The organism is Stutzerimonas sp. NM35, from assembly GCF_054604355.1.
The window spans coordinates 4,161,047-4,187,539 of the sequence record NZ_CM137728.1; the positions used below are offsets into that span (position 1 = coordinate 4,161,047).

Sequence of the window (26,493 nt, forward strand, 5' to 3'; positions counted from 1 at the left end):
CCTTGCCTGTTTTGACTCGTTACGCTCGCCCTTCGGGCCAGCCTGCGGCTGTTATTCCCGTTGGTCGTTGCGCCTTGTCTTGACTGCCTCGCCTATGTTTTTAGAGGGACCCTTTAGTGGGTGTTGCGTTGCGATTCAAGAGATTGCGCAGCTGATCTTTTTCCTCTGCGCTGAGCTCGCCCTGGCGGGCCTTGCGCAGCAGCGTTTCGAGGCTGCGTTCGCGTTGTCTGGCGGCCAGGGTAGTTATGGTGTCGAAAAACTGTTGTTCAAGGTTATCGGCCGAGATCAGCCATTCTTTCTCCGCCAGGGCGCGTAAAAGACGCCCTTGGTCGGTGCCGTGCCAGCGAGCGATCAATTGCAGGCTGCGCAGCTTTGGATTTTTTTGCAGGGTGCCGAGCAGGGCGACCAGCAGTTGGGCGTAAGTATCGTCTTCTGCGGCAAAATTACTGGCATCTTCGACCTTTTGTGCCAGCTCGGGATGATGCAGCAGGGTGCGCAGGGTGGTCAGTGCCGGAGGTTCGACACTGGTGGGAGTGCGCGGGCCTCGTGCCTTGAAGTCTGGCCGCTGGCCGGATTTTTTCCAGTCCTTTTTCCAGTCTTTGTCTTTCTTGTCGCCGCGCCTGGGCTGGGCAGGCTCTGGCGGCGCGTACCAGGTGTCTTCCTCGTGGCCGGTGCTGGCGTCGTAATAGGCGTTGTCATCGTAGTGGGGCGCTGCGGTTGGCGCTGCAGTGGTTATCTGTTGCAGTGCATCGCCGTGCAGGCCGGTGATTTCACCCAGGCGCTGACGCATCAGGGTGCGCAGGTTGGTGCCGGGAATCTTTTCGATGAGCGGTGCTGCCAGCGTGGCCAGGTGGGCCTTGCCTTCCAGTGAGCGCGGGTCGGCTTCCTCGCTGAGCTGCTGGAAGAAATAGTCGGCCAGCGGCTGTGCCTGCTGCTGGATGCGGGCAAGGAAGGCATCGGTGCCTTCACGGCGAACCAGGCTGTCCGGATCTTCGCCTTCGGGCAGGAACAGAAAGCGCGCGCGCCTGCCATCCTGCAGGTTGGGCAGGGTCGATTCCAGTGCGCGCCAGGCGGCCTTGCGCCCGGCTGCATCACCGTCGAAGCAGAACAGCACGCTGGGGACGACACGGAACAGGCGCTTGAGGTGCTCGTCGCTGGTGGCGGTACCGAGGGTGGCAACCGCGTTGCGCAGGCCTTGCTGGGCCAGCGCGATGACGTCCATGTAGCCTTCCACCACCATGATCTCGTCGAGGTCGCGGTTGGTCTTGCGTGCCTCATAGAGGCCGTAGAGTTCCTGGCCCTTGTGGAATACCGGGGTTTCCGGCGAGTTGAGGTACTTGGGTTTGTCGTCGCCCAGCACCCGTCCGCCGAAGGCGATGATGCGCCCACGACTGTCACGGATGGGAAACATCACGCGGTCACGGAAGCGGTCATAGCTGCGCCCGGTTTCGGCGTTTTCGATCAGCAGGCCGGCGTCGAGCATGGCCTTGTGTTGCAGGCTGTCGCCGCCAAGATGCTTGATCAGGTTGTCCCAGCCGGGCGGTGCGAAGCCGAGGCTGAAGTCGCGTGCGATCACCCCCGACAGGCCGCGGCTTTTCAGGTATTCCACGGCGGCCTTGCGGGCCGGATGATTCTTCAGCGCCTGGCGGTAATAGTCGGCGGCGGCATCGAGCAGCGGGTAAAGCGGCGAGTCGACCGGCTGCCTGGGTTTGCGGCCGGGGCCGCTTTCCTCGCGGGGCACTTCCATGCCGGCGCGCTTGGCCAGATCCTCGACCGCCTGGGGAAAGTCCAGGCTGTCGTGGTCCATGATGAAGCCAAGGGCGTTGCCGCCTGCGCCACAACCGAAGCAGTAGTAGAACTGCTTGTCGGGGCTGACGCTGAACGAGGGGGTCTTTTCCTTGTGGAACGGGCAGCAGGCGGTGTAGTTCTTCCCGGCTTTTTTCAGTTGAATGCGCGAACTCACCACTTCGACGATATCGGAGCGGTTGAGCAGGTCATCAATGAAGGACTGTGGAATCAGGCCGGCCATAGGGGCTTTAGAGTACGCTCGCGATGAGTGGCGCGGAAATGAAAAAACTCCGCCCATTCGCCAACTGGCGAAGCGGAGTCTTTTTTCGGCGCAAATGCAAAGCCCGGCATTCGCCGGGCTTTATGCGGCTTCGTTGTACGTGGATCAGTACAGACGAACGCTGCGGCGCTGTTCGCGCTGCACTTTCTTGGCGTGACGCTTGACTGCGGCAGCAGCTTTACGCTTGCGCTCGGCAGTGGGCTTCTCGTAGAACTCGCGGCTGCGGACTTCTGCCAGCACACCGGCTTTTTCGCAAGAACGCTTGAAGCGACGCAGAGCTACGTCGAATGGTTCGTTCTCTTTAACTTTAACGTTGGGCATCCAGGACGTACCTTCACTTGTTTACCGGTTACAACGCGCTTCGGCAAAGATAGCGAGCACGCTGGTTTTAAGGGTTGCGGATGTTAACGCCTTGCTGCGAGGAATGCAAAGGCCGTTGAGCGAAAAGCATCAGCGGTTGTTCCCGTTTCGCGGCTGCGGCGATTATCATGCGCGGCTTCATTCGCTTTCTGCAGGTTACACACCCAATGCTGGTGCTGGGGCTGGAAACTTCATGCGACGAAACCGGTGTCGCGCTCTATGACAGCGAACAGGGGCTGCTGGCCGATGCGCTGTTCAGTCAGATCGATCTGCATCGCGTCTATGGGGGTGTGGTGCCCGAGCTGGCGTCGCGCGATCACGTCAAGCGCATGCTGCCGTTGATTCGTCAGGTGCTGAATGAGGCCGGGCGCGATTCGAGTCAGATCGACGCGGTGGCCTATACCGCCGGTCCCGGTCTGGTCGGCGCCTTGCTGGTCGGTGCCTCCTGCGCACAGGCGATGGCTTTTGCCTGGGGTGTGCCGGCGATTGGCGTGCACCACATGGAAGGCCATCTGCTGGCGCCGATGCTCGAAGAGCAGCCCCCGGCGTTCCCGTTCGTTGCCTTGCTGGTCTCCGGTGGCCATACGCAACTGGTGCGCGTCGACGGCATTGGCCGCTATGAGTTGTTGGGCGAGTCGGTGGATGACGCCGCCGGTGAAGCCTTCGACAAGACCGCCAAGCTGATGGGGCTGCGCTATCCGGGCGGCCCTGAAATCGCCGCGTTGGCCGAGCGCGGTAAGCCGGGGCGCTTCGTCTTCCCGCGCCCGATGACCGACCGTCCGGGGCTGGATTTCAGTTTCAGCGGCCTGAAGACATCCACCCTGACTACCTGGCAGCGCTGCCGCGATGCCGGTGATGAGGGTGAGCAGACACGCTGTGACATCGCCCAGGCCTTCCAGCAGGCGGTGGTCGAAACGCTGACGATCAAATGCCGGCGCGCCCTGCAGCAGACGGGACTGAATACGCTGGTGATCGCTGGCGGCGTCAGCGCCAATCAGGCTTTGCGGCAAAGCCTGGAAAGCATGCTCGCCGAGCGGAAAGGACAGGTGTTCTATGCGCGACCACGCTTCTGTACAGACAATGGTGCGATGATCGCCTACGCCGGTTGCCAGCGCCTGTTGGCTGGGCAGCATGAAGACCTGGCGATCAAGGTGCAGGCACGCTGGCCGATGGAGAGCCTGCCGAGTTGCGAGCAGCAGGCTGCGATTTAAAAATGCCTTTCGCGTCCGGCCATCAGGTCGCGCAGATTGCTGCGATGCCGCCAGATGATCAGGCTGGCCAGCAAGGCCATCGGCAGCAGGCTGTCGGGGCGCTGCCAGGCGAGTAGTGGCAGACACAGCGGCAACGCGGCCAGCGCGGCCAGTGAGCTGGTGCGGGAGAATTTGAACGCCAGTAGCCAAGCGGTCAGCGCGAGAAGCGCGGCGGGGGGATAGAGCCCGAGCAGGGCGCCTGCTGCAGTGGCCACGCCCTTGCCTCCGCGAAAACGAAAATACAGCGGGTACAGGTGACCGAGCACCGCTGCCAGTGCGATCCAGCTTTGCTGCTCGAGCGGCAGCCCCAGAGCTTCGGCGAGCAGGACGGGCAGCAGGCCCTTGAGCAGGTCGCCGCACAGCGTGGCGATCGCCAGGCGCTTGCCAGCCAGCCGCAGCATGTTGGTCGCGCCAGGATTACCCGAGCCACTGCCACGTGGATCGGGTGCCCCGACCAAGCGACTGAGTAGAATGGCGAATGACAGTGATCCGATCAGGTAAGCGAGCAGTGTCAGTTGCCAGAACATGAAATTACATCCGGGGCAGGGGTCCCAGAGTCTAACAGGCCGCTGTAAAACAACCTGCGTTGGCAATACTTCGTTAAAAACAGCTTAGTCTTACCGGCCTCGCCTGTGTTTTCAACGATCTGCCAACGGCATGGTGAATGTTCATGCCGTGGGGAGAGGTGCGTGGATACAGTTTTCATCGAAGGGCTGGAAGTGGATACGCTGATTGGCGCCTATGACTGGGAGCGCGGTATTCGGCAGTGCCTGCGGCTGGATCTGACCCTGGGCTGGGATATTCGTCCCGCTGCGCAGAATGACGAGCTGGACAAGGCGCTGGATTATGCCGAGGTGGCCAAGGTTATTGACCATTTCGCGCAGACCGCCCGCCTCGAGCTGGTCGAGACCTTCGCCGAGCGCCTCGCGGCGTGCCTGATGGAGCGCTTCGGCATTCCCTGGCTGCGCCTGCGGGTAACCAAACCGGGCGTCAATGCCCGCGCTTCGGCGCTGGGCGTGGAGATCGAGCGCGGATGTCGCTGATACCCGTATTGCTTGGGCTCGGTAGTAATGTCGGGCGCAAGCGCAACCTGAGCGCCGGGCTCGATGCGCTGAGCCAATTGCTGGGTGACATGCGCTGCTCGCCGGTCTTTGAAAGTCATGCGGTGGGCTACAAGGGTGACAATTTCTTCAATCTGGCGGTGGCTGGCCTGACCGAGCTGCCGCTGATGGAGCTGGACCGCCGGCTCAAGTTCATCGAGGCGGATAATGGCCGCTACGCCCCCGAGCGCAAGGGGCTGCCGCTGGATATCGACGTGCTGATGTACGGCGATCAGGTGGGCAATTTCCACGGCCTGGAGTTGCCGCGCCCGGAGGTGCTGAAGAATGCCTTCGTGCTCTGGCCGCTGGCCCTGCTGGCGCCCGAGATGCGGCATCCCGTGGCTGGACAGACTTTCGCCGAGCTTTGGCAGGCGGCACGGATCGACCAGCCGCTGTGGCCAACGGCCTTTCGCTGGCGGGAGACCGAGCTGACGCCGCTGGCGTTGCTGCAGGCGCATTCGGGTCAGGCAACCTCAGGCTGCAAATAGACGTGGGAGGTGAGATGGCCTCGCCGTCAGTCGCTACGCCTGTGCTCCCATTGGCGGCCAGGGCCGCTCCTGCGGACGAAGTCTGTGCCAGACCACTGCTGTAGCGGGCTTGTCCGCGAACCCCCGGTCAGCGCTGGCAGGCCACTAAACGCTCGATTGCCTTGAGTCGTTCGCGTTTCAGGGCTTCGCCCAGTTCCGCGCCCTTGTAGCCCTGCTCGATCAGCGATTTCGCTTCCACCGCTCTGACGCTGGTTGCGGCTGTGTGCAGCCAGGCGCTTGGTGGATACGCCCGTGATTCGGAACAAGCGATCATTTCGCAGGCGGCAATGAACTGTTCGAAGCGTTCGGGACGGCGGTGGATGTCGAAGTGCTGCAGCAGGTTGAACAACTCTGCCGCGCCCAGTTCCAGCGCCCGGTGTGCTTGGCTGTGGAATTCACCGACCAGCAGGGCCAGCTCCTGACAGTCGCGCGGGACCTTGTAGCGCGCATTCACGGCCTCGATCAGGCGCAGTTCAGGCGCACAGCCCTGGCTCAGGTCATGCAGCAGGCAGGCCCAGCGAATGGCCAGTGGCTGTTCATGGTGGGCGCACTGTCGCAGCACTTTGAGCAGACGCTTGCCCCTGCTGCTGTGCGCTGCGAACAGGGCATCGAGTTCGGGAAACAGCACGGTGAGCGCGCCGCAATCATGCAGCACCTGCACGAATACATCGGGGCGCGGCTCCATCAGGGCGCGGGAAATTTCCTTCCAGCAGCGTTCCGGGGTGAGGGCCTGCAGCTCGCCCGAGTCGGCCAGCTGACGCATCAGCGCCAGAGTTTCCTCGGCTATGCCGAACCCCAGTTCGGCATAGCGCGCCGCAAAGCGGGCCACGCGCAGTACCCGCAGCGGGTCTTCGGCAAAGGCGGGCGATACGTGCCTGAGGGTGTGCGCGGCGAGATCGGCCTGGCCGTTGTAAGGGTCGATCAGCCGACCTTGTTCATCCTCGGCCATGGCGTTGATGGTGAGGTCGCGGCGGATCAGGTCTTCTTCCAGGGTGACGTCGGGGCTGGCGTAGAAAGTGAAGCCGCCGTAGCCGCGGCCACTCTTGCGCTCGGTGCGGGCCAGCGCATACTCCTCGCCGGTTTTTGGGTGCAGGAACACGGGGAAATCCGCGCCTACCGGGCGATAACCCAGCGCCTGCATCTGCTCGGCGCTGGCGCCGACCACCACCCAGTCCACCTCGGTTACGGGACGCCCCAGCAACCGATCACGCACCGCCCCGCCGACTTTGTAGATTTGCATGCCTTCCTCCGTTGGGGCGGAGGATAAAGGATAAAGGTGGGGAAGCCGACAAGGCATGACCTGGATTGTGCCTTCGGCTAAGCCAGGCTACGGGCCGTACACTTCTGGCTATGTCCCCGTTATGTGTTGGTGGAGCACTCCTGCTTTTGTGGGAGCGGACTTGTCGCGAAGCGCTTCCCGAGCATCGGTGTGGTTCCGTTCGCGGCTAACAGGCCGTTGAAAAACGTAGTCGAGGCAGGCAAGACAAGGCAAAAACAGGCGAGGACGCGGAGTTTAGTGGCCTAAATGAGCAGTCCGAGCCTGTTTTTAACGCAGTATTGCCAACGCAGGTAGTTTTTCAAAGGCCTGCTAAGGCCCCTCCCGCGATGGCCGCGTGCATACCGCTCCCACAAAAGCGCCGCCTCCAGCCTTATTGCCTTGCCGCCAGATTCAGACCGGGAAATCTGGTTTCGGGCTCTGCCTCGGTTCTGGGCGGCATATGGTGGGCGGCTACCCGATTGTCGTCCTGCATGGAGTGCAGATGGACATCGAAGCCCCAGAGGCGGTGCAGGTGCTTGAGGACTTCTTCGGTGGAGCCGCCGAGGGGTTTGCGGTCGTGTTGCTGATGGCGCAGGGTCAGCGAGCGGTCGCCACGCCGGTCCACGCTCCAGACCTGAATGTTGGGTTCGCGGTTGCCGAGGTTGTATTGTGCGGCCAGCAGTTCGCGGATGGTGTGGTAGCCGCTCTCGTCATGGATCGCCGGCACCAGCAGTTCTTCCTTGTGGTCGTCATCGAGAATGCTGAACAGCTTGAGGTCGCGAATCACCTTGGGCGAGAGGAATTGCAGGATGAAGCTTTCGTCCTTGAAGTTCTGCATGGCGAATTTCACCGTGGTCAGCCAGTCGCTGCCAGCGATATCGGGGAACCAGCGGCGATCCTCCTCGGTGGGTTTTTCGCAGATCCGGCGGATGTCCTGGTACATGGCGAAGCCCAGCGTGTAGGGATTGATGCCGCTGTAGTAAGGGCTGTCGAAGCCCGGCTGGTAGATCACGCTGGTGTGCGACTGCAGGAACTCCATCATGAAGCCGTCGGTGACCAGGCCCTCGTCGTAGAGATCGTTGAGCAGGGTGTAGTGCCAGAAGGTCGCCCAGCCTTCGTTCATCACCTGGGTCTGGCGCTGGGGATAGAAGTACTGCGCGATCTTGCGCACGATGCGCACGATCTCGCGCTGCCACGGTTCGAGCAGCGGCGCATGTTTCTCGACGAAGTAGAGGATGTTCTCCTGCGGCTCGACCGGGAAGCGCTGGTCGTCGTCCTCTTCATCGCCTTTGCCTGAGGCGCGGGGAATGGTGCGCCAGAGATCGTTGATCTGCTTTTGCAGGTGTTCTTCGCGGTCCTTCTGACGGCGCCGCTCCTCTTCGGCGGAGATGGGATAGGGGCGCTTGTAGCGGTCCACGCCGTAGTTCATCAGCGCATGGCAGGAATCGAGCAGGTCTTCCACCGCATTGATGCCGTGGCGTTCCTCGCATTGGGTGATGTACTGCCGGGCAAAGACCAGGTAGTCGATGATCGAACCGGCGTCGGTCCAGGTGCGGAACAGGTAGTTGCCCTTGAAGAAACTGTTGTGTCCGTAGCTGGCGTGAGCGATGACCAAGGCCTGCATGGTGATGGTGTTTTCTTCCATCAGATAGGCGATGCAGGGGTCGGAATTGATCACGATTTCGTAGGCCAGGCCCATCTGCCCGCGCGAATAGGACTTTTCCGTGCTGAGGAAATGCTTGCCGTAGGACCAGTGGTGATAGCCCAGCGGCATGCCCACCGAGGCATAGGCGTCCATCATCTGCTCGGCGGTGATCACCTCGATCTGGTTGGGATAGGTGTCAAGCGCGTAGCCTTCGGCGATCCGCCCGATTTCGCGGTCGTAGGCACGGATCAGCTCGAAGGTCCATTCCGAACCGGTGGAAATGGGCTGTCGTTTCATGCTGCGTACCTCAGCTGGCCATGCGTCGCTGGAAGAGTTCGCGGAATACCGGGTAGATATCCCCCGCGCTCACCAGTTGCTGCTGGGCGAACGAATCGGCAAAGGCTTCGGCCACCTGATTGTATTCGTACCACAATGCCTGATGTTCGCGAGGCGTGATCTCGACGTAGGAAAAATACTGGACGAACGGCATGATCTGGTTGATCAGAATGTCACGGCAGACCGGCGAATCATCGTTCCAGTTGTCGCCGTCCGAGGCCTGGGCCGCATAGATGTTCCACTCGTTGACCGGATAACGCTCGGCCATGATTTCCTGCATCATTTTCAATGCGCTGGAGACGATGGTGCCGCCGGTTTCCCGTGAATAGAAGAACTCCTCCTCGTCCACTTCCTTGGCGCTGGTGTGGTGACGAATGAATACCACCTCGATCTTGTCGTAGCTGCGCTTGAGGAACAGGTACAGCAGGATGAAGAAGCGCTTGGCGATGTCCTTGGTGGACTGGGTCATGGAGCCGGAAACGTCCATCAGGCAGAACATCACAGCCTTGGAGCTGGGGTTGGGGTGTTTGACCAGCAGGTTGTATTTCAGGTCGAAGGTGTCGAGAAAGGGCACGCGGTTGATGCGTGCGCTCAAGCGTTCGAGTTCCTGTTCGAGGGCCTGGATATCGGTGAAATTATCCGGTTCCTCAAGCTTGAGCCGCGCCAGGTCGGCCTTTGTCTCGCGCAGCTTCGTACGGCTGCTGCCCGATAGCGCGATGCGCCGCGCATGTGCCGAACGCAGGGTGCGGACGATGTTGATCCGCGACGGGTTGCCTTCGTTGCTGATGCCGGCGCGTACCGTCTTGAAAGTGTCGGCACCGGTGATATGGCGCTTGACCAGATTGGGCAGTTCCAGGTCCTCGAACATGAAGTCGAGAAATTCCTCCTGGGTGATCTGGAACACGAAGTCATCCATGCCCTCGCCGCTATCGCTGGCCTGCCCGGCGCCACCCCCGCCGCCGCCACCTTGCGGACGCGGGATGCGCTCACCGGCGACGAACTCCTTGTTGCCGGGATGCACGATGGTCTGTCGGCCACCACGGCCATGGTGCAGCACCGGTTCGTCGATATCGCGACCGGGAATGCTGATCTGTTCGCCATGCTCCATGTCGGTGATGGAGCGCCGGCCCACGGCTTCCTCCACGGCCTTCTTGATATGCCCACGGTAACGCTGCAGGAACCGCTGACGGTTCACCGTGCTTTTGTTCTTGCCGTTCAGGCGACGGTCGATCACATAACTCATACGAGCCCTCCGGGCTGAGGCTGTAGGCTGTAGGCTGGACGAGGTGTTGCTTTTTTTCGTCCAGCCTACAGCCTCTGGCCTTGAGCGGCCTTTGGATTACTGCGATTTCCGTACCCGCAGATACCATTCCGAGAGCAGGCGAACCTGTTTCTCCGTGTAGCCGCGTTCGACCATGCGCACGACGAAATCGCTGTGTTTCTTCTGGTCTTCCTTGCTCGCCTTGGCGTTGAAGCTGATGACGGGCAGCAGGTCCTCGGTGTTGGAGAACATCTTCTTCTCGATCACCACGCGCAGCTTCTCGTAGCTGAGCCAGGACGGATTCTTGCCGCTGTTGTTGGCGCGGGCGCGCAGCACGAAGTTGACGATCTCGTTGCGGAAATCCTTCGGGTTGCTGATACCGGCGGGTTTCTCGATCTTCTCCAGCTCCTCGTTGAGGGCCATGCGATTGAGGATTTCGCCGGTCTCGGGATCACGGTATTCCTGATCCTGAATCCAGAAATCGGCGTAGAGCACGTAGCGGTCGAAGATGTTCTGCCCGTACTCGCTGTAGCTTTCCAGGTAGGCGGTCTGGATTTCCTTGCCGATGAACTCGACGTAACGCGGCGCCAGGTATTCCTTGATAAAACGCAGGTACTTTTCCCGGACTTCAGCAGGGAACTGTTCCTGCTCGATCTGCTGCTCCAGCACGTACAGCAGGTGCACCGGGTTGGCGGCGATCTCGTGGGGGTCGAAGTTGAACACCTTGGACAGAATCTTGAAGGCGAAGCGGGTCGAAAGGCCGTTCATGCCCTCGTCGACGCCGGCGGCATCGCGGTACTCCTGGATCGATTTGGCCTTGGGGTCGGTGTCCTTGAGGTTTTCGCCGTCGTAGACGCGCATTTTCGAGTAGATGTTGGAGTTTTCCGGCTCCTTGAGGCGGCTCAATACCGAGAACTGCGCGAGCATCTTCAGCGTGTCGGGTGCGCAGTGGGCCTTGGACAGCGAGCTGTTGAACAGCAGCTTGTCGTAGATCTTCACCTCGTCCGTCATGCGTAGGCAGTACGGCACCTTGACGATGTAGATGCGGTCGATGAAGGCTTCGTTGTTCTTGTTATTGCGGAAGGTATGCCATTCCGACTCGTTGGAGTGAGCCAGCAGGATGCCGCTGTAGGGAATCGCGCCCAGCCCCTCGGTGCTGTTGTAGTTGCCTTCCTGGGTCGCGGTCAGCAGCGGGTGCAGCACCTTGATCGGTGCCTTGAACATCTCGACGAACTCCATCAGGCCCTGGTTGGCCCGGCACAGCGCGCCCGAGTAGCTGTAGGCGTCGGCGTCGTTCTGCGGGAACTCCTCCAGCTTGCGGATATCCACCTTGCCCACCAGGGCGGAGATGTCCTGGTTGTTCTCGTCACCCGGCTCGGTCTTGGCCACGGCGATCTGGTTGAGGATCGAAGGGTAGAGCTTGACCACACGGAACTGGCTGATGTCACCGCCGAATTCCTGCAGGCGCTTGGTGGCCCAGGGCGACATGATCGAGTTGAGGTAGCGCGGTGGAATGCCGTAGTCCTCTTCGAGAATCTGCGCATCCTCGGCGGGGTTGAACAGCCCCAGTGGCGACTCGAACACCGGCGAGCCCTTGATGGCATAGAAGGGCACCTTTTCCATCAGGTGCTTGAGCTGTTCCGCCAGCGAGGATTTGCCGCCGCCCACCGGGCCGAGCAGGTAGAGAATCTGTTTCTTCTCTTCCAGTCCCTGCGCGGCATGGCGGAAGTAGGAGACGATCTGGTCGATGCACTCCTCCATGCCATGGAAGTCGCCGAATGCCGGGTAGCGGCGAATCACCTTGTTGGAAAAGATCCGTGACAGGCGCGGGTCGGTCGAGGTGTCGATCAGTTCGGGCTCGCCGATGGCCATCAACAGGCGCTCGGCGGCGGTGGCGTAGGTACCCGGATCTTCCTTGCACAGATCGAGGTATTCCTGAAGCGAATACTCCTCTTGGCGGGTTGCTTCGAATCGTTGCTGGTAATGGCTGAAAATGCTCATTGACTTCACCTCGGACGATGCTCGGAGCCGGTGTTGTCATCAGGCATTCAGGGGCGGCCAGCTGTTGTGCAGCGGCCTGATGGTGGCGTCCCCCCGAACAGCCGATGGTCGTGACCTGAGGCCCGGTAGTCTTTTGTCGACTTTCACCTGTTTGGATGGCCTGAACTCAAGGATAGTTCGGATTCGGCAAACTCAAGGGGGCGAGCAGTGATTTGGCGATGTTTTTTTCAGGCGCGGGGCTCAAGGCCGCGTGGTGCGCGCCCTCTGGAAGAATGACTTTTTATGTCGGGTCGTCGTGCTCGACATCCTGTGGAAAGGTGTGGCGCCAGAACTCAAAGCCGCCGTCGAGGCTGTAGACGTCGGAGAAACCCTGATTGACCAGATAGGCCGCGGCACTCTGGCTGGAGTGACCGTGGTAGCAGGTGACGATCAGCGGCTGGTCAAGGTCGGCTGCGGCAATGAAATCCGGCAGCGAGTGATTGTCCAGGTGGGTCGAGCCGCGAATGTGCCCGCTGGCGTAACTGTGGGCGTCGCGGATATCCACTACCACGCCGCCTTGTTCACGCAGTGCCTGGGCCTGCTGGGGAGAAATGCGCTTGAAATCGGTCATACGGGCTTCTCGTGATCGCAATCGCAACGGTGCATTTGGCCGCTGTCGAGGTTCATCAGGGTCATGGCATTGCCCCAGACGCAGCCAGTGTCCAGTGCATGCACGTTGGGTGCGTCGCAGTGGCCTTCCAGCGCGGCCCAGTGGCCGAAGATTATCCTGCAGTCACGGGTCTTGCGGTTGGCATGGCTGAACCACGGGGCGAAGCCGGGCGGTGCTGTATCGATGCCCTCCTTGGCTTCCAGGTTGAGTGTGCCGTCGGCCTTGCAGAAGCGCATGCGGGTGAAATAATTGGTGATCAGGCGCAGCCGTGGCACACCGTGCAACTCCTTGTCCCACTTGGCCGGCTGGTTGCCGTACATGCCGTCGAGAAATGGCAGCAGCAGGGCATCGTCACGCAGTACCTGCTCGACTTCGGCGGCGCGCTTGAGAGCTTTTTCCAGCGTCCACTGCGGCGGGATGCCAGCGTGGACCATGGTGGTTTTCCGTTCACTGTCGTGGTGAACGAGCTTCTGCTGGCGTAGCCAGTCGATCAGGTCGGTGCGATCAGGCGCGTCGAGAATCGGCTTGAGGGTATCGGAGCGCTTCAGTCGATCGATATTGTGCGATACGGCCAGCAGATGCAGGTCGTGGTTGCCGAGTACCGTGACGCCCGAGCTGCCCAGGTCGCGAACGAAGCGCAATGCTTCCAGCGATTGCGGGCCACGGTTGACCAGGTCACCGGCCAACCACAGGCAGTCGCGGGAGGGGCTGAAATCGACTTCCCGCAGCAGACACTGAAGGGGTTCCAGACAACCTTGCAGGTCGCCGACGGCATAAGTGGTCAATGCAGCACTCCGGGAACGGCCAAGCGAAAGGGGGCGATGATTGCATCGAAAGCGTGACCATCCTCGGCGAGCATCTGGTAACTGCCCTGCATGATGCCGACACTGGAGCCCATCAGGGTGCCGCTGGTGTAGACATGGCGCTCGCCAGGGGCGATCAGGGGTTGCTCGCCCACCACTCCAGCACCGCGCACTTCCTGTACCTGACCGTCACCGTCGGTGATGATCCAGTGGCGCGACAGCAGTTGGGCCGGAAGCTGGCCATTGTTTTCGATCACTACCTTGTAGGCAAAGGCATAGCGGTTTTGTTCCGGCTGCGACTGCTCGGGCAGGTACTGCGGCGTGACGTTGACGTCGATCCGGTAGCGGAGATCTTCAGGCATGGCTTCTGCTCGGTATGCCGTTATGTACGGGCGGGTAGTTGATCGGAGAGCCGGACAAAAGCGGCCAGATCCAGTTGCTCGGGGCGCAGGCTGCCGTCGACATCCGCTGCGGCGATGGCGTCCGCATCGAGCAGGCCCTTGAGTGTATTGCGCAGAGTTTTGCGGCGCTGATTGAAGGCCTGGCGGACGACGGTCTCGAGCTGGCGGTGATCGCGTGCCGGGTGTGGTAGTTCCGCATGTGGTACCAGCCGGACGATGGCTGATTCCACCTTGGGTGCAGGGTTGAAGGCGCCAGGCCCGACATTGAACAGATGCTCCACGCGGCAGTGGTATTGCACCATGATCGACAGCCGGCCCCAGTCGCCGCCGCCAGGTTGCGCGGCCAGGCGCTCGACGACTTCCTTCTGCAACATGAAGTGCATGTCGCGGATCAGGTGGGCGTGGTCGAGCAGGTGGAAGATCAGCGGCGTGGAGATGTTGTAGGGCAGGTTGCCGACGATGCGCAGACTGTTGGGCGCCTCGCTCAGGCGGGCGAAGTCGAATTTCAGCGCATCGCCCTGGTGCAGGGTGAAGTTGTCACGCCCGGCGAACTTGCCCTGCAGAATCGGGATCAGGTCCAGATCCAGCTCCACCACATCCAGGTGCGCACCGCTGTCCAGCAGGCCTTCAGTGAGCGCACCCTGGCCAGGGCCGATCTCGACGAGCCGCTCGCCCGGCTTGGCATGTATGGCCCGCAGAATGCGATGGATAACTCCGGCGTCATGCAGGAAGTTCTGGCCAAAGCGCTTGCGCGCTCGGTGTTGGTAGTCGGACATCGAAAGCTCCAAGGAGCAGCTTGAAGCTTGAAGCTCGAAGCTGAAAAGCGAATACAAGGCGCACATTTTAGCAGGTGTGTCGGGTAAGCCGATAAAGCCGATTAAGAGCGCTTGAGGCTGGAAGGCTGAACGAAAAAGCTTCTTGATCGGCATTGTCCCGGAGTGATTCTGTCCAGCCTCCAGCCTCCAGCCTCCAGCCTCCAGCCTCCAGCCTCCAGCCTATAGCCGGCTGTTCGCCATCTGGTACGCGGTTTCCAGCGCCACCTGCAGGCTGCCGGTATCGATCCGCCCGCTACCTGCAAGATCCAGCGCGGTGCCGTGATCGACCGAGGTGCGCACGATGGGCAGGCCCAGGGTGACGTTGACCGCAGCGCCGAAGCCCTTGTACTTGAGCACCGGTAGGCCCTGGTCGTGATACATGGCCAGCACTGCGTCGCAACGGTCGAGGTTTTTCGGTGTGAACAGCGTATCGGCAGGGAGCGGTCCGATCAGGTCGATTCCTTCGTTGCGCAGCCCGGCCAGCGTCGGCTCGATGATCTCGATTTCCTCGCGCCCCAGATGGCCACCTTCGCCCGCATGCGGGTTGAGGCCGCAGACCAGAATGCGCGGCCTGGTGATGCCGAACTTGTCGACCAGATCGGCATGCAGGATGCGCGTGACCCGCTCCAGGCGTTCGCGTGTGATGGCCGCGGCGACATCCTTGAGCGGCAGGTGTGTGGTGACCAGCGCCACGCGCAGGCCGCGGGTGGCGAGCATCATGACCACCTGCTCGGTGTGGGTCAGTTCAGCGAGAAACTCGGTATGGCCGGAGAAGGGAATGCCGGCCTCGTTGATCACGCCCTTGTGCACCGGGGCGGTGATCATCCCGGCGAAGTGGCCATCCAGGCAGCCCTGGCCGGCGCGGGTCAGGGTTTCCAGCACGTACTGTCCATTGCGAGGGTCGAGCCGGCCCGGTTTTGCCAGCGCTTTCAGGGGGGTGTCCCAGACGTAAAGACTGCCTGCCGGGGCCGGCGTTTGCGGCCAGGCACCAGGTAGCACCGGCTGCAAATGGATATCCAGCCCGAGCAGTTCGGCACGTGCCTTGAGCAACTCAAGGCTGGCGATGGCGATCAGCACCTGCGGCTGTGCTTCGCGAGCCATGAGCAGGCACAGATCGGGGCCAATGCCAGCCGGTTCGCCGGGGGTCACAACGAAGGGAAGGGGCATGCTGTCTCCGATCTGTGCTTCTGCCTTCTGATCGTCGGATTACGCCTTCGGCTAATTCGACCTACAAAGGCGGGCTTCGTAGGGTGGATATCGCTTTTTATATCCACCATGACTCCGCTCGGTGGATGGCCACCCCGTGGATCGATAAAGCGTGATCCACCCTACAGCTTCACTTCCACATAGGCTTCGTCGCGGATCTGGCGCAGCCAGGCCTGCAGTTCTTCGTCGTACTTGCGGTTGCGCAGCAGGTTCATGGCTTGCTGTTCACGGTACTCTTCGCTGGCATCAGTGGCGCGGCGGCCCAGTACTTCCAGGATGTGCCAGCCGAACTGCGACTGGAAGGGTTCCGACAGTTGGCCGTTGGCACTGTTGGCCATGACTTCGCGGAATTCCGGGACCAGCGAGCTCGGATCGATCCAGTTCAGGTCGCCGCCATTGAGAGCGGAGCCGGGATCTTCGGAGAAACTGCGCGCCAGTTCGGCGAAGTCTTCACCCGCTTCGATCCGGTCCCGCAGGCGCTCGATCAGGCGGCGGCTTTCCGCTTCGCTGCGGATCTGGCTCGGCTTGATCAGGATATGGCGAACATGCACCTCGTCACGCACCTGGGTGTCGCCACCGCGCTTGTCCAGCAGCTTGAGGATGATAAAGCCTGGTGGCGTGCGTACCGGCTGGGTGACTGCACCCACGGCAAGTTCGCGCACCTGGGTGTCGAACGGCGGCGGCAGCTGCGCGGCCTTGCGCCAGCCCATATCGCCGCCTTCCAGGGCATTTTCGCTGGCCGAGCGGGACACCGCCAACTGGGCGAAATCAGCCCCTTGTTGCAACTGCCGGTATGTGTCCGCAGCGCTTTGTTCGGCTGCCTGAATGGTTGAGGAATCCGAGGATTCGGGCACCGGGATCAGAATGTTGGCCAGCCGGTATTCTTCTGAAAGCTGCAGCTTTCCCAAATCCGAAGCAAGGAAGTTTTCCACTTCCTGGTTGGATATCTGGATGCGTTCGGCGATGCGCCGCTGGCGCACGCGGTTGATGATCATTTCGCGGCGAATCTGCTCGCGTGCCGTTTCCAGGCTCAGGCCGTCACGCTGCAGTGCGTCACGAAACTGCTCCAGCGTCATGTTGTTGCGCTGGGCGATGGTGGCCAGGGCCTGGTTGAGCTCTTCGTCGGAGATGCGAATGCCCGAGCGTTCACCAATCTGCAGTTGCAGGTTCTCGGTAATCAGACGCTCCAGTACCTGTTGCTGCATGACATCGGTCGGGGGCATTTCGGCGCCGCGCTTTTCGATGGTCTGCTGCACTTCGCGCAGACGCTGATCCAGCTGGCTTTGCATGACCACGTCGTTATCGACGATGGCGACGATGCGGTCGAGCGGACGAACCTGTGCGCAAACCGTCGTGGCGAGTGCGGCGCTGCCCAGCAGCAGGGCGCCCAGCAAGGGGCGCAGGGTGTCAGAAAGCTTGATTTTCACGTTCACGGTAACCTTGTATGCCTTCGTCGAGGAATGTCTCAGTGGCGCCGCCGATGACGTTGCCGAGGCCTTTGAATACGATCTGCAGGAAGATGCCGGTATCCGGTTCGTCATTCAGGTCCGGGTTGAGGTCAGTCTCGTCGTAATCGATCCAGTAGCGGTTGATCAGGCGCATCTTCCAGCAGCAGTTGTCGTACTCGAAGCCGCCGAAGGCTTCCAGGGTACGACTGCGGCTGTAGTCATGCTGCCAGCGCCCGATCACGCTCCACTGCGGGACCACCGGCCAGACGAACGAGAAGTCATGCTGGTTGATCTTGTAGTAGTCCTTGATGTAGTTCGCCTGACCAGGCGTTCCGAAGTCGCTGCCGTAGGTCCATTTACCGCTTGCCTGGTCGTAACGCATGGTGTCGTTGCGGTAGCGGTAGCCGATATTGAGGATCTTGTTCGGGTTGTCGGCAGGCTGGTAGTGCCACATGGCGCTGCCGGAACGGGTGCGATGACTGTCCGGGTCCCAGTTGAAGGTCGAGGTGAAGCGCCAGTCGCGGTTGTAGCGGTACATGTATTCAAGCGCGTAGGGCGATACTGAAGACTGTTCCGAAGCACGCGTGCGATAGTCGATGCCTGGCATCTGTACCTTGCGGTCTTCAAAGTAGAAGGCCTGGCCGATGCTGAAGCGCTGCCGCTCGAAGCCGTTGGGCTCGACCCAGCGGCTGGTCACGCCGAGGGAAATCTGGTTGGCGTCGCCGATACGATCCTTGCCGGAGAAGCGGTTTTCACGCCATAGAGATGAATAGCTGAAGCTGCTTTCACTGGTATCGAACACCGGAATGTCGACCTGATCCTCTTCCGGGACATAGAGATAGAACAGTCGGGGTTCGAGTGTCTGGCGGTAATCCTTGCTGAAAAACTGGGTATCGCGGTCGAAATAAAGGCCAGAGTCGACGCTGAAGATGGGCACGCTACGGTCGGGCGAGTCCTTGAACTGTCCGTTCAGGCCGGCACGGCCTTTGGCGTCCAGATCCAGATCGTATTGGGTATAGGCGTACTTCAGCGACGGCTTGATAAAGCCCCAGCTCCAGTTCAGGGGCAGGCTGACGCCCGGCTCCACGTGGATACGCTCGCCTTCGGCGCGATCAATGCCGCTTACGTTCTCGTCATACCATGGCTGTGGCGTACCGTCTTCATTGAGGAAGTTACCGCTGCGCAGATCCCGCTGGAAGCTGACGAACTCGGTGCTGTAAGCGAAGTTCAGGCCGCCTGGCTGGAACGGCAGGCGGCCATCCAGCGTCAGCTGTGGCAGACGCTCGTAAGGCGTGGTGTCGACCACGCTGGTGGCCTCGTAGGCATGCACGTTCAAGCGGGCAGTAAAGGTGTCGCCACGCCAGGTCAACGTGCCGCGCTGATCGAGAAAGTCCGGCTGGCTGATGCCCAGTTGGGTATCCAGATCCTGGAAATAGTAGGGGTCGCTGATGTCGGTGTAGTCGACTTCGGCCAGCAGGCGCGAATCCAGACCGCTGCGGTTCTGCCAGCTGTACATCCAGCGCTGGTCTTTATGCTCCGACTGCAGCTTGCGCTCGTCGTCGCTGTCGTCCAGCCAGGCGGCGCCGAACTGGCCTTCGCTGCTGCGTGTCAGGTAGCGGAATTCGCCTTCCATCAGCAGGCCGCGTTCGCTCATGTAGTGCGGGTAGAGCGTGGCGTCGAAGTTCGGCGCCAGGTTGAAATAGTAGGGCGTCAGCAGCGACAGGCCGGTGTCGCTGGAACTGCCGATGGTCGGCATCAGGAAGCCGGACTGGCGCCGATCATCGATGGGGAAGTGGATATAGGGTGTGTAGAACACCGGAATATCCTTGACCCGCAGTGTGACGTTGGTGGCTGAGCCGAAGCCGCTGGCCGGGTTCAGCGTGACGTTGTTGCCTTTCAGGTGCCAGGTGTTCTCGCCCGGTGCGCAGCTGGTGTAGGTGCCATCCTTGAGGCGAATGATGGCGGTTTCCTCGCGCTTGGCGTACTGCGCGCTGCCGCGAAGCCTGCTGTCATGAAGGACGTATTCGGCGTTTTCGATCTTGGCTTCACCGCTGTCGAGGAAGATCTCCGCGCGATCACCGACCATCAGGGCATTGCGGTCACGCAAGCGGACGTTGCCCTTCAGTTCGCCGCGATTCTCCAGCTGGTAGAGGTTCGCCTCATCGGCTTCGGCCTGCATACTGCCTTGGCGCAACACGACATCGCCTGCCAGCGTGGAAACTTCCTGCTCCTGTTCGTGGCGGGTCGCCTTCGCCGAGACGTAGGTCGGCGCTTCGCTCATGGGTGTATCGTCGAATTTCCCTGGGCGGCTCGGTTCTACATAGGCGCCGGCGCAATAGGGGCCGGTCTCGGCCAGTTGTGCATTGGTCAGCTGGTCGCGCGGGACCCAGTCCAGATGGCTGTAGTCAGCGCTGCGCGAAGCCAGGGCGCGGCCCTTGCTTTTGGTGACATCGGTGGTTGTGGCTGCCGGGCGCTGGGCCTTGCTTGTGGACGCTTGCGCGACACCGGTGCTGCTTTCAGCGGGACTGCCGCGATGTGCGGGGCGTGGGAGCAACGTCGGGCTGGCAGTATTGCTCGCGCAGTCCCAGCCACCGCCAGCACCCGGCTGGCAGGCGAACTGTTCGGCAGCGATGGCGACGGGTAGCGCTACAGGTTGCAGTGCGAGCAGACCGCCAGTAACCAGTAGGGGGAATTTTTTGCGAAAAGCGGGGTATTTGACTGCCATCTTGTTTTTTGGTCCGTGCTTGCGGCGAGCCATCGGCCGGGCTGGGCCGCAGGCCTCTCGATGGGCTGAGAAAGATCCGGGATAATAAAGCATGACCCGCCTATCGGCTAGCGCCGTGGAGAGCCCTGATATGCCGCAACAAGATCAACGTCTGCTGGACCTCTGCGCCTGGCTGAAGCCTCGTCTGGAAGATATTTTCGCGCGCCGTGGCTGGGGCGTGGTGCCTGAAGCATCCCTGATTCCAGCCAGCAGCGACGCGAGTTTTCGCCGCTATTTTCGCTGGCAGGCGGCGGATCGCAGCCTGATCCTCATGGACGCGCCGCCGCCGCAGGAAAACTGCCGTCCTTTCGTCAAGGTGGCGGCGCTGCTGGCCGAGGCGGGCATCCATGTGCCGGAGGTTCTTGCCGAGGATCTTGAGCGTGGTTTTCTCCTGCTCGGTGACTTGGGTCGGCAGACCTACCTGGACGTCATCGACGATGATAACGCCGATGCGCTGTTCACCGATGCGGTCCGGGCATTGCTGGTATTCCAGGCGCTGCCGGTATCGACGCAGATGCCTCAGTATGATGAGGCTTTATTGCGGCGCGAACTGCAGTTGTTCCCTGAATGGTATGTGCAGCGGCATCTGGGCGGCAGCTTCAGCCCGGTGCAGCGACAGCTCTGGGAGCGCAGCTGCCAATTGCTGATCGATTCTGCGCTGGCGCAGCCGACCGTGCTGGTGCATCGCGACTACATGCCGCGCAATCTGATGATCAGCGAACCCAACCCCGGCGTGCTGGATTTTCAGGATGCGGTGATCGGTCCGGTGACCTACGACATTACCTCGCTGTTCAAGGATGCCTTTCTCAGCTGGCCGGAGGCGCGGGTGCAGGGCTGGTTGCAAAACTACTGGGAAGCTGCGCGGGCGGCGGGCATCCCGGTCCAGGACAGCTTTGCCGAGTTCCAGCGCGCCAGCGACCTGATGGGGCTGCAGCGGCACCTGAAGATCATCGGCATTTTCGCCCGGATCTGCCACCGCGACGGCAAGCCGCGCTACCTGGCGGATGTGCCGCGCTTCTTCGCCTATATCGATAGCGTGCTGGCGCGCCGTCCCGAGTTGGCGGAGCTCGCGCAGCTGCTGCGAGAGTTGCCGCGCCCGCAGGTGTCCCCATGAAGGCGATGATTCTGGCGGCAGGCAAGGGTGAGCGTCTGCGCCCGCTGACCCTGCATACCCCCAAGCCGCTGGTGCGCGCCGGCGGCGTGCCGCTGATCGAATATCACATCCAGGCATTGGCCAGGGCCGGCTTCGATGAGCTGGTGATCAACCACGCCTGGCTTGGCGAACAGATCGAGGCGCATTTGGGCACAGGCGACAGGTTCGGTATCCGCATCCGCTATTCGCCCGAAGGTGAGCCGCTGGAAACCGGCGGCGGCATTCATCGTGCGTTGTCGCTGCTGGGGGACGAGCCCTTTGCCGTGGTCAATGGCGATATCTGGACCGACTACGACTTCGCCGCCCTGAAAAGGCCGCTGGCCGGATTGGCGCATCTGGTGCTGGTGGACAACCCCGCCCATCATCCGTCCGGTGACTTCACGCTTGCCGATGGTCGGGTGGAGGAGGGGGGGGCGGTGGATGCCCGGCTGACCTACAGCGGCATCGCGCTGCTTGATCCTCGCCTGTTCGATGGCTGCAATGCGGGTGCCTTCAAGCTTGCGCCCTTGTTGCGCCGGGCGATGACGGCGGGTCGGGTGAGCGGTGAGCGTCACGACGGGCGCTGGGTCGATGTCGGAACTCATGAGCGGCTGGCTGAAGTCGAGCGAATTCTGGAAGGGTGCTGCTGAATGTTCTGGCCCATCACGCTGTTTGGGGCGCTGGCTGGCGGGTTGCTGGCAAGCATTCCGGGTGCTTTGCTCGGGGCGCTGATCGGACAGATGCTCGACCGCCGGCTCGGGCTGGGTTCCTGGGCCGAGCTGCGCCAGCGCATGAAGGGCGATGGCAAGCGGATGATGGAAGGCGACGAGCTGTTGTTTTTCCTGCTGGGACGCCTGGCCAAGAGTGGCGGGCGGGTCAGCGAGGCGCATATCCAGGCGGCGCGCAGCGAGATGCGCCGGCTGCAACTGCCCTCGACGGCGCAGCGTGCGGCGATCGAGGCTTTCTACCGGGGCAAGGCCAGTGGCGAAGGGCTGCGTGAGCCCCTGCAGCGTCTGCAGGGGCGGCGCGACGAGGCGAAGGCGATCCTGCAGGCCTGCTGGCGGATGGCGCGTGCCTCGGGGCGGATCGACTCCCGCGCCCATGAGCTGGTCCTGCTGTGGGGCAAGTGGATGGGCTGGGACGCTGCCGCGGTTGCATCGCTGGATCAGGCTGGCGGGCGGCGTCAGGGCAGTCCGAGCAATCCTGGCGGGGCCTACGAACAGGCGCTGCGGCTGCTGGGCGTGCGCGCCGACAGCGACCCGCAGGCGATCAAGCGTGCTTACCGACGTCTGCTCAGCAAGCACCACCCGGACAAGCAGGCCGGCGCCGGGGCCACGCCGTTGCAGGTCCGCGAGGCGACCGAGCGAACCCGCGAGTTGCACAATGCCTATGCTCTGGTCCGTGAGCGCCGGGGATTCCGTTAACGGCTCGTCCGATCCGACGTCCTCTCCAGCCATCCCCGAACCCGGCGCACAAGCTGTTCCTGCTCGATGCTGCGCTCGCCGGCCAGCGCTGTCAGACCGACCTGATGATAGCCCGGGTGGCCGATTCGACGGCTCGCATTCAAGCGTTCGCGAGCGTCGGCCAGTGCGCTGGGGTCATCGCGGTAATAGAAATCCCCGATCGCCAGCTTGAGTGCCGGGGCGAGCTGGGCGAGGGGTTCCTGCTGGTCTTCCGGCTGCCGTGGCTGGATCAGTGCCAGCCCTGCGACGTCATCCGGCGCCCATTGTTGCAGATGGCGAGCGGCCCAGTAGGCGCCCGAGCCCTGTCCCAGCAGGATGATGGTCTTCGGTTGCAGGTTGCGGGCGTGGTCCAGGGCGGCGGCGATTCGTTCGTCGATACGCTCGGGTAGTTCGGCTGCTTCTTTGGCTGCTTCGTCGGTTTCGGTAGCCTCGTCGGTTTCTCGGGTTTCGGCGGCCTGCTCAGCTGCTGCTTCGTCCGGCGATGCTGCAGTTTCCTCAGGCAGGTAGCCGGCTTCGTTGGGATCGCTTGACGGTTCGCTGTCGGCAGTTGTCGGTTCGGTTGGCTCTGGTGCTTCTGTAGTGGCAAGCGGTGTGGCTGGTGGTATGAATTCCGGTGAGTCCGGCAGGCTGAGGCTCAGGGTGTGCCAGCCATGATCGGGCAGGCTGCGGCGTAGCGGGCCAATGCCGCGTGGCCAGTCCGCACTCTCGCCTTCTCCGGGCAGGAGAATGACCAGCCCCTTGGGCTCGGCGATATTCGCCGGTTGCCAGAGCGCCACGAAGGGGGCATCGGCAGCCTGCAGATTGAGAACCTCCGTCGATGGCAATTGACGCGCAAGGTCGGCGGCCATGCTTGCGCTGCGGGCAGGCAGGGCTGGGCGTTCGGTGGGGGCGACGGGCGTCTCGGGCGTGGGGTCTGCTTCGCTCGCGCCGACGCCAGTGCTCGCCAGTGCGAGGACGCAAAGACCGATCCTCAATCGGTGAAGGCAAGACATCGATATCTCCTGGCGGGGCTGTTTCCGTTCGTCATGATTGCGCCGGCCTGGGCAAGACTAATGGCAACCGTAGCCGTACGGAATGCATCTTTTTGCCAAGGGCGTGCAATATCCCGAACAGCGGCATAGAGTAATCCGAACGGCATGCGGCGATGGCGTCGCGCCTGTCTTCGTAACCATTCCGACCGGCCCCGATACGCGGCCCACCGAGGAGTCCATGAGCCAGACCAACGAATCCCTGATGCAGCGCCGTGTCGCCGCGGTCCCGCGTGGTGTGGGGCAGATCCATCCGATCTTTGCCGAGCATGCCCGAAACAGCCTGGTGGTGGATGTGGAAGGCCGTGAATTCATCGATTTCGCCGGCGGCATCGCCGTGCTGAACACCGGCCACCTGCACCCGAAGATCGTCCAGGCAGTGGAAGCTCAGCTGCACAAGCTGACCCATACCTGCTTCCAGGTGCTGGCCTATGAGCCCTATGTGGAGCTGTGCGAAAAAATCAACGCACGGGTGCCCGGCGATTTCGCCAAGAAGACCCTGCTGGTCACCACCGGCTCCGAGGCGGTGGAAAACGCGGTGAAGATTGCTCGCGCCGCCACCGGGCGCGCCGGGGTGATCGCCTTCACCGGCGCCTATCATGGTCGCACCATGATGACCCTCGGCCTGACCGGCAAGGTCGCGCCCTATTCGGCGGGCATGGGGCTGATGCCGGGCGGCATCTTCCGCGCGCTCTATCCGTGCGCGCTGCATGGCGTCAGCGTCGACGAGTCCATCGCCAGCATCGAGCGCATTTTCAAGAACGATGCCGAGCCGCGCGACATCGCCGCCATCATCATCGAGCCGGTGCAGGGCGAAGGCGGCTTCAACGTCGCGCCGAAGGAGTTCATGGTCCGCCTGCGCGCGCTGTGCGATCAGCACGGCATCGTCCTGATCGCCGACGAGGTGCAGACCGGCGCGGGCCGTACCGGAACCTTCTTCGCCATGGAACAGATGGGCGTGGTGGCCGATCTCACCACCTTCGCCAAGTCCGTCGGCGGCGGTTTCCCGATTGCCGGCGTCTGTGGCCGGGCCGAACTCATGGATGCCATCGCGCCGGGCGGCCTGGGCGGCACCTATGCGGGCAATCCGCTGTCCTGCGCCGCGGCGCTGGCGGTGCTGGAGATCTTCGAGGAGGAACGGCTGCTGGAGCGTTGCCAGCACGTGGCGGCGAAGCTTACGGCTGGGCTCGAGGCCATCCAGGCACGTCATCCGCGGATCGCCGAGGTGCGCGGGCTGGGCGCGATGGTCGCCATCGAACTGTTCGAGGACGCCGAGCATACGCGCCCGGCAGCCGAACTCACCGCGCAGGTCGTCGCCCGCGCCCGCGACAAGGGCCTGATCCTGCTTTCGTGCGGCACCTACTACAACGTGCTGCGGGTGCTGGTGCCGCTGACGGTGGAGGACGAGGTGCTCGAGCGGGGCCTGGCGATCATCGAGGCGTGTTTCGATGAGCTGAGCTGACCGCGCACCTCGGGTACAATGCGCGGCATTCCGCCCGCGCTACCCGAGGTCGTCATGCAGCCGTTCGCCATCGCCCCTTCGATCCTTTCCGCCAACTTCGCCCGCTTGGGCGAGGAAGTGGACAACGTTCTCGCCGCCGGCGCGGATATCGTCCATTTCGACGTGATGGACAACCACTACGTGCCCAACCTGACCATCGGCCCGATGGTCTGCTCGGCACTGCGCAAGCACGGCGTCACCGCGCCCATCGACGTTCACCTGATGGTCAAGCCGGTGGACCGCATGATCGGCGACTTCCTCGAGGCCGGCGCCAGCTACATCACCTTCCACCCGGAAGCGTCCGAACACATCGACCGCTCGCTGCAACTGATCAAGGACGGCGGCGCCAAGGCCGGCCTGGTGTTCAACCCGGCGACGCCGCTGGACGTGCTCAAGTACGTGATGGACAAGATCGACATGGTGCTGCTGATGAGCGTCAACCCCGGCTTCGGCGGGCAGAAGTTCATTCCCGGCACCCTCGACAAGCTGCGCGAGGCGCGTGCGCTGATCGATGCCAGCGGTCGCGAGATCCGGCTGGAAATCGACGGCGGCGTCAATTCGAAGAACATCCGCGAGATCGCCGCGGCCGGTGCCGACACCTTCGTCGCCGGCTCGGCCATCTTCAACCAGCCGGACTACAAGGCGGTGATCGACCAGATGCGCGCCGAACTGGCGCTGGCCCGCTCATGACTCGCCTGGAGCAGCTCTTCGAAGGGCAGTTGCCGCGCCTGGTGATGTTCGACCTGGACGGCACACTGATGGATTCGGTGCCGGACCTGGCTGCTGCCGTGGACAAGATGCTGGTGCAGCTCGGTCGCGAGCCGGCCGGCGTGGCGCAGGTACGCAACTGGGTCGGTAATGGTTCACGGGTGCTGGTGCGCCGTGCGCTGGCTGGGCAGCTGGAGCATGAGTGCGTCGACGACGGGCAGGCCGACGAGGCGCTGGCGCTGTTCATGCAGGCCTATGCCGGCGGGCATGAGCTGACGACGGTCTACCCTGGCGTGACCGAGTGCCTGGACTGGCTGCGTGAGCGTGATGTGAAGCTGGCGATCATCACCAACAAGCCGGCGCAGTTCATCGAGCCGCTGCTGGAAGAGAAGGGCCTCTGCGGCTATTTCCAGTGGCTGGTCGGCGGCGACACCCTGCCGCAGCAGAAGCCCGATCCGGCGGCGCTGCTGTGGATCATGGACAGGGCGGGCGTTTCGGCGGATCAGTCGCTGTTTATCGGCGATTCGCGCAACGACGTGCGTGCGGCGAAGGCGGCGACCGTTCCCTGCGTCGCGCTCAGCTACGGCTACAACCACGGCGAACCCATCGCCAACGAGCAGCCGGCGCTGGTACTGGATGACCTGCGTGAGCTGGTTGCTTCGGCTTCGGCGCTGCGCTAGTGTGGCCCGCTCCGCACCCTGCCGAAGAGATCAGATCGTGGTGGTTACTCGCAAACAGTGGATGAAGGTCATCAAGGCCCTGGCGCGTT

The 26,493-nt window shown here is 62.4% G+C and carries 24 protein-coding genes; 9 read left to right on the plus strand and 15 right to left on the minus strand.

Annotated features, from left to right (window positions below; genetic code table 11):
• Positions 1-100 precede the first annotated feature (100 nt).
• Complete coding sequence (gene dnaG / locus ACYCFC_RS19240) at positions 101-2,029, minus strand: DNA primase (RefSeq protein ID WP_459652621.1); 1,929 nt, start codon at positions 2,027-2,029, stop codon at positions 101-103.
• 144 nt (positions 2,030-2,173) lie between these two features.
• Positions 2,174-2,389 (minus strand): 30S ribosomal protein S21, encoded by a 216-nt coding sequence (gene rpsU / locus ACYCFC_RS19245; protein ID WP_003283508.1) that lies wholly within the window; start codon positions 2,387-2,389, stop codon positions 2,174-2,176.
• A gap of 206 nt (positions 2,390-2,595) precedes the next feature.
• Between rpsU and tsaD the strand changes: the two genes are divergently transcribed.
• Positions 2,596-3,639, plus strand: coding sequence for a tRNA (adenosine(37)-N6)-threonylcarbamoyltransferase complex transferase subunit TsaD (tsaD, locus tag ACYCFC_RS19250; RefSeq protein ID WP_181082879.1), 1,044 nt, complete (start codon positions 2,596-2,598; stop codon positions 3,637-3,639).
• Here tsaD and plsY read toward each other — a convergent pair.
• Positions 3,636-4,205 carry a glycerol-3-phosphate 1-O-acyltransferase PlsY gene (gene plsY / locus ACYCFC_RS19255; protein WP_459652622.1) on the minus strand — a complete coding sequence of 190 codons (570 nt, stop codon included), beginning with the start codon at positions 4,203-4,205 and terminating at the stop codon, positions 3,636-3,638. The two genes, tsaD and plsY, sit on opposite strands and share 4 nt — an antisense overlap.
• A 162-nt stretch (positions 4,206-4,367) precedes the next feature.
• On the opposite strand from plsY, the gene folB reads away from it, so the two are divergent.
• Positions 4,368-4,721, plus strand: a complete 354-nt coding sequence (gene folB / locus ACYCFC_RS19260; RefSeq protein WP_459652623.1) for a dihydroneopterin aldolase — start codon at positions 4,368-4,370, stop codon at positions 4,719-4,721.
• Positions 4,712-5,266 carry a 2-amino-4-hydroxy-6-hydroxymethyldihydropteridine diphosphokinase gene (folK, locus tag ACYCFC_RS19265; protein ID WP_459652624.1) on the plus strand — a complete coding sequence of 185 codons (555 nt, stop codon included), beginning with the start codon at positions 4,712-4,714 and terminating at the stop codon, positions 5,264-5,266. Before folB ends, folK begins: the two co-directional genes overlap by 10 nt.
• 127 nt (positions 5,267-5,393) lie before the next feature.
• Here folK and ACYCFC_RS19270 read toward each other — a convergent pair whose 3' ends face one another.
• The 11 genes from ACYCFC_RS19270 to ACYCFC_RS19320 all read right to left on the minus strand — a co-directional run bounded on the left by ACYCFC_RS19270 (position 5,394) and on the right by ACYCFC_RS19320 (position 19,853).
• The gene (locus tag ACYCFC_RS19270; RefSeq protein ID WP_459652625.1) at positions 5,394-6,545 is read right to left on the minus strand and encodes a multifunctional CCA addition/repair protein; all 1,152 of its coding nucleotides are present in this window, start codon (positions 6,543-6,545) and stop codon (positions 5,394-5,396) included.
• A 409-nt stretch (positions 6,546-6,954) separates the two neighbouring features.
• The gene (locus ACYCFC_RS19275; RefSeq protein WP_459652626.1) at positions 6,955-8,505 is read right to left on the minus strand and encodes a SpoVR family protein; all 1,551 of its coding nucleotides are present in this window, start codon (positions 8,503-8,505) and stop codon (positions 6,955-6,957) included.
• A 10-nt stretch (positions 8,506-8,515) separates the two neighbouring features.
• Entirely contained in the window at positions 8,516-9,787 is a 1,272-nt protein-coding gene (locus tag ACYCFC_RS19280) for a YeaH/YhbH family protein (protein WP_459652627.1), read from the minus strand.
• 96 nt (positions 9,788-9,883) lie between these two features.
• Positions 9,884-11,806: a PrkA family serine protein kinase gene (locus tag ACYCFC_RS19285; protein ID WP_181082886.1), complete on the minus strand. Its 1,923-nt coding sequence runs from the start codon at positions 11,804-11,806 to the stop codon at positions 9,884-9,886.
• 280 nt (positions 11,807-12,086) lie between these two features.
• Positions 12,087-12,416 carry a thiosulfate sulfurtransferase GlpE gene (glpE, locus tag ACYCFC_RS19290; RefSeq protein ID WP_181082887.1) on the minus strand — a complete coding sequence of 110 codons (330 nt, stop codon included), beginning with the start codon at positions 12,414-12,416 and terminating at the stop codon, positions 12,087-12,089.
• Entirely contained in the window at positions 12,413-13,240 is an 828-nt protein-coding gene (locus tag ACYCFC_RS19295; protein ID WP_459652628.1) for a symmetrical bis(5'-nucleosyl)-tetraphosphatase, read from the minus strand. The genes glpE and ACYCFC_RS19295 overlap by 4 nt, the downstream gene beginning before the upstream one ends.
• The gene (gene apaG / locus ACYCFC_RS19300) at positions 13,237-13,620 is read right to left on the minus strand and encodes a Co2+/Mg2+ efflux protein ApaG (protein ID WP_181082889.1); all 384 of its coding nucleotides are present in this window, start codon (positions 13,618-13,620) and stop codon (positions 13,237-13,239) included. Before apaG ends, ACYCFC_RS19295 begins: the two co-directional genes overlap by 4 nt.
• A gap of 20 nt (positions 13,621-13,640) precedes the next feature.
• Entirely contained in the window at positions 13,641-14,435 is a 795-nt protein-coding gene (gene rsmA, locus ACYCFC_RS19305; protein WP_181082890.1) for a 16S rRNA (adenine(1518)-N(6)/adenine(1519)-N(6))-dimethyltransferase RsmA, read from the minus strand.
• Positions 14,436-14,654: 219 nt separating this feature from the next.
• Positions 14,655-15,641 carry a 4-hydroxythreonine-4-phosphate dehydrogenase PdxA gene (gene pdxA, locus ACYCFC_RS19310; protein WP_181082891.1) on the minus strand — a complete coding sequence of 329 codons (987 nt, stop codon included), beginning with the start codon at positions 15,639-15,641 and terminating at the stop codon, positions 14,655-14,657.
• A gap of 161 nt (positions 15,642-15,802) precedes the next feature.
• Complete coding sequence (locus ACYCFC_RS19315; protein ID WP_459652629.1) at positions 15,803-17,107, minus strand: peptidylprolyl isomerase; 1,305 nt, start codon at positions 17,105-17,107, stop codon at positions 15,803-15,805.
• Positions 17,088-19,853, minus strand: a complete 2,766-nt coding sequence (locus tag ACYCFC_RS19320; protein ID WP_459652630.1) for an LPS-assembly protein LptD — start codon at positions 19,851-19,853, stop codon at positions 17,088-17,090. The genes ACYCFC_RS19315 and ACYCFC_RS19320 overlap by 20 nt, the downstream gene beginning before the upstream one ends.
• A gap of 130 nt (positions 19,854-19,983) precedes the next feature.
• Between ACYCFC_RS19320 and ACYCFC_RS19325 the strand changes: the two genes are divergently transcribed.
• Genes ACYCFC_RS19325 through ACYCFC_RS19335 form a run of 3 tightly spaced genes read left to right on the plus strand, consistent with a single transcriptional unit; the run spans position 19,984 to position 22,448 of the window.
• Positions 19,984-21,006, plus strand: a complete 1,023-nt coding sequence (locus ACYCFC_RS19325; protein ID WP_459652631.1) for an aminoglycoside phosphotransferase family protein — start codon at positions 19,984-19,986, stop codon at positions 21,004-21,006.
• On the plus strand, positions 21,003-21,674 hold the full coding sequence (gene murU / locus ACYCFC_RS19330; RefSeq protein WP_459652632.1) for an N-acetylmuramate alpha-1-phosphate uridylyltransferase MurU: 672 nt from the start codon (positions 21,003-21,005) through the stop codon (positions 21,672-21,674). Before ACYCFC_RS19325 ends, murU begins: the two co-directional genes overlap by 4 nt.
• Entirely contained in the window at positions 21,675-22,448 is a 774-nt protein-coding gene (locus ACYCFC_RS19335; protein WP_181082896.1) for a DnaJ domain-containing protein, read from the plus strand.
• Here ACYCFC_RS19335 and ACYCFC_RS19340 read toward each other — a convergent pair.
• Positions 22,445-23,479: a DUF3530 family protein gene (locus ACYCFC_RS19340; protein WP_459652633.1), complete on the minus strand. Its 1,035-nt coding sequence runs from the start codon at positions 23,477-23,479 to the stop codon at positions 22,445-22,447. The genes ACYCFC_RS19335 and ACYCFC_RS19340 overlap by 4 nt on opposite strands.
• Positions 23,480-23,696: 217 nt before the next feature.
• Between ACYCFC_RS19340 and gabT the strand changes: the two genes are divergently transcribed.
• From gabT to ACYCFC_RS19355, 3 genes are read left to right on the plus strand one after another with little or no spacing between them, the layout of a single operon-like run.
• On the plus strand, positions 23,697-24,977 hold the full coding sequence (gabT, locus tag ACYCFC_RS19345; RefSeq protein ID WP_459652634.1) for a 4-aminobutyrate--2-oxoglutarate transaminase: 1,281 nt from the start codon (positions 23,697-23,699) through the stop codon (positions 24,975-24,977).
• A gap of 54 nt (positions 24,978-25,031) precedes the next feature.
• Positions 25,032-25,706, plus strand: coding sequence for a ribulose-phosphate 3-epimerase (rpe, locus tag ACYCFC_RS19350; protein WP_459652635.1), 675 nt, complete (start codon positions 25,032-25,034; stop codon positions 25,704-25,706).
• A complete protein-coding gene (locus ACYCFC_RS19355; protein WP_459652636.1) occupies positions 25,703-26,404 on the plus strand; it encodes a phosphoglycolate phosphatase in 702 nt (233 codons plus the stop codon). Before rpe ends, ACYCFC_RS19355 begins: the two co-directional genes overlap by 4 nt.
• The last annotated feature ends 89 nt before the right edge of the window (positions 26,405-26,493 follow it).

Coding starts and splice junctions, on each gene's coding strand:
- pdxA (WP_181082891.1), bottom strand. CDS start 15,641: ATGCCCCTTCCCTTCGTTGTGACCCCCGGCGAACCGGCTGGCATTGGC.
- ACYCFC_RS19285 (WP_181082886.1), bottom strand. CDS start 11,806: ATGAGCATTTTCAGCCATTACCAGCAACGATTCGAAGCAACCCGCCAA.
- tsaD (WP_181082879.1), top strand. CDS start 2,596: ATGCTGGTGCTGGGGCTGGAAACTTCATGCGACGAAACCGGTGTCGCG.
- ACYCFC_RS19275 (WP_459652626.1), bottom strand. CDS start 8,505: ATGAAACGACAGCCCATTTCCACCGGTTCGGAATGGACCTTCGAGCTG.
- ACYCFC_RS19325 (WP_459652631.1), top strand. CDS start 19,984: ATGCCGCAACAAGATCAACGTCTGCTGGACCTCTGCGCCTGGCTGAAG.
- ACYCFC_RS19335 (WP_181082896.1), top strand. CDS start 21,675: ATGTTCTGGCCCATCACGCTGTTTGGGGCGCTGGCTGGCGGGTTGCTG.
- rpe (WP_459652635.1), top strand. CDS start 25,032: ATGCAGCCGTTCGCCATCGCCCCTTCGATCCTTTCCGCCAACTTCGCC.
- plsY (WP_459652622.1), bottom strand. CDS start 4,205: ATGTTCTGGCAACTGACACTGCTCGCTTACCTGATCGGATCACTGTCA.
- gabT (WP_459652634.1), top strand. CDS start 23,697: ATGAGCCAGACCAACGAATCCCTGATGCAGCGCCGTGTCGCCGCGGTC.
- ACYCFC_RS19340 (WP_459652633.1), bottom strand. CDS start 23,479: ATGTCTTGCCTTCACCGATTGAGGATCGGTCTTTGCGTCCTCGCACTG.
- rsmA (WP_181082890.1), bottom strand. CDS start 14,435: ATGTCCGACTACCAACACCGAGCGCGCAAGCGCTTTGGCCAGAACTTC.
- dnaG (WP_459652621.1), bottom strand. CDS start 2,029: ATGGCCGGCCTGATTCCACAGTCCTTCATTGATGACCTGCTCAACCGC.
- rpsU (WP_003283508.1), bottom strand. CDS start 2,389: ATGCCCAACGTTAAAGTTAAAGAGAACGAACCATTCGACGTAGCTCTG.
- ACYCFC_RS19320 (WP_459652630.1), bottom strand. CDS start 19,853: ATGGCAGTCAAATACCCCGCTTTTCGCAAAAAATTCCCCCTACTGGTT.
- apaG (WP_181082889.1), bottom strand. CDS start 13,620: ATGCCTGAAGATCTCCGCTACCGGATCGACGTCAACGTCACGCCGCAG.
- ACYCFC_RS19355 (WP_459652636.1), top strand. CDS start 25,703: ATGACTCGCCTGGAGCAGCTCTTCGAAGGGCAGTTGCCGCGCCTGGTG.
- folK (WP_459652624.1), top strand. CDS start 4,712: ATGTCGCTGATACCCGTATTGCTTGGGCTCGGTAGTAATGTCGGGCGC.
- glpE (WP_181082887.1), bottom strand. CDS start 12,416: ATGACCGATTTCAAGCGCATTTCTCCCCAGCAGGCCCAGGCACTGCGT.
- ACYCFC_RS19270 (WP_459652625.1), bottom strand. CDS start 6,545: ATGCAAATCTACAAAGTCGGCGGGGCGGTGCGTGATCGGTTGCTGGGG.
- ACYCFC_RS19280 (WP_459652627.1), bottom strand. CDS start 9,787: ATGAGTTATGTGATCGACCGTCGCCTGAACGGCAAGAACAAAAGCACG.
- murU (WP_459652632.1), top strand. CDS start 21,003: ATGAAGGCGATGATTCTGGCGGCAGGCAAGGGTGAGCGTCTGCGCCCG.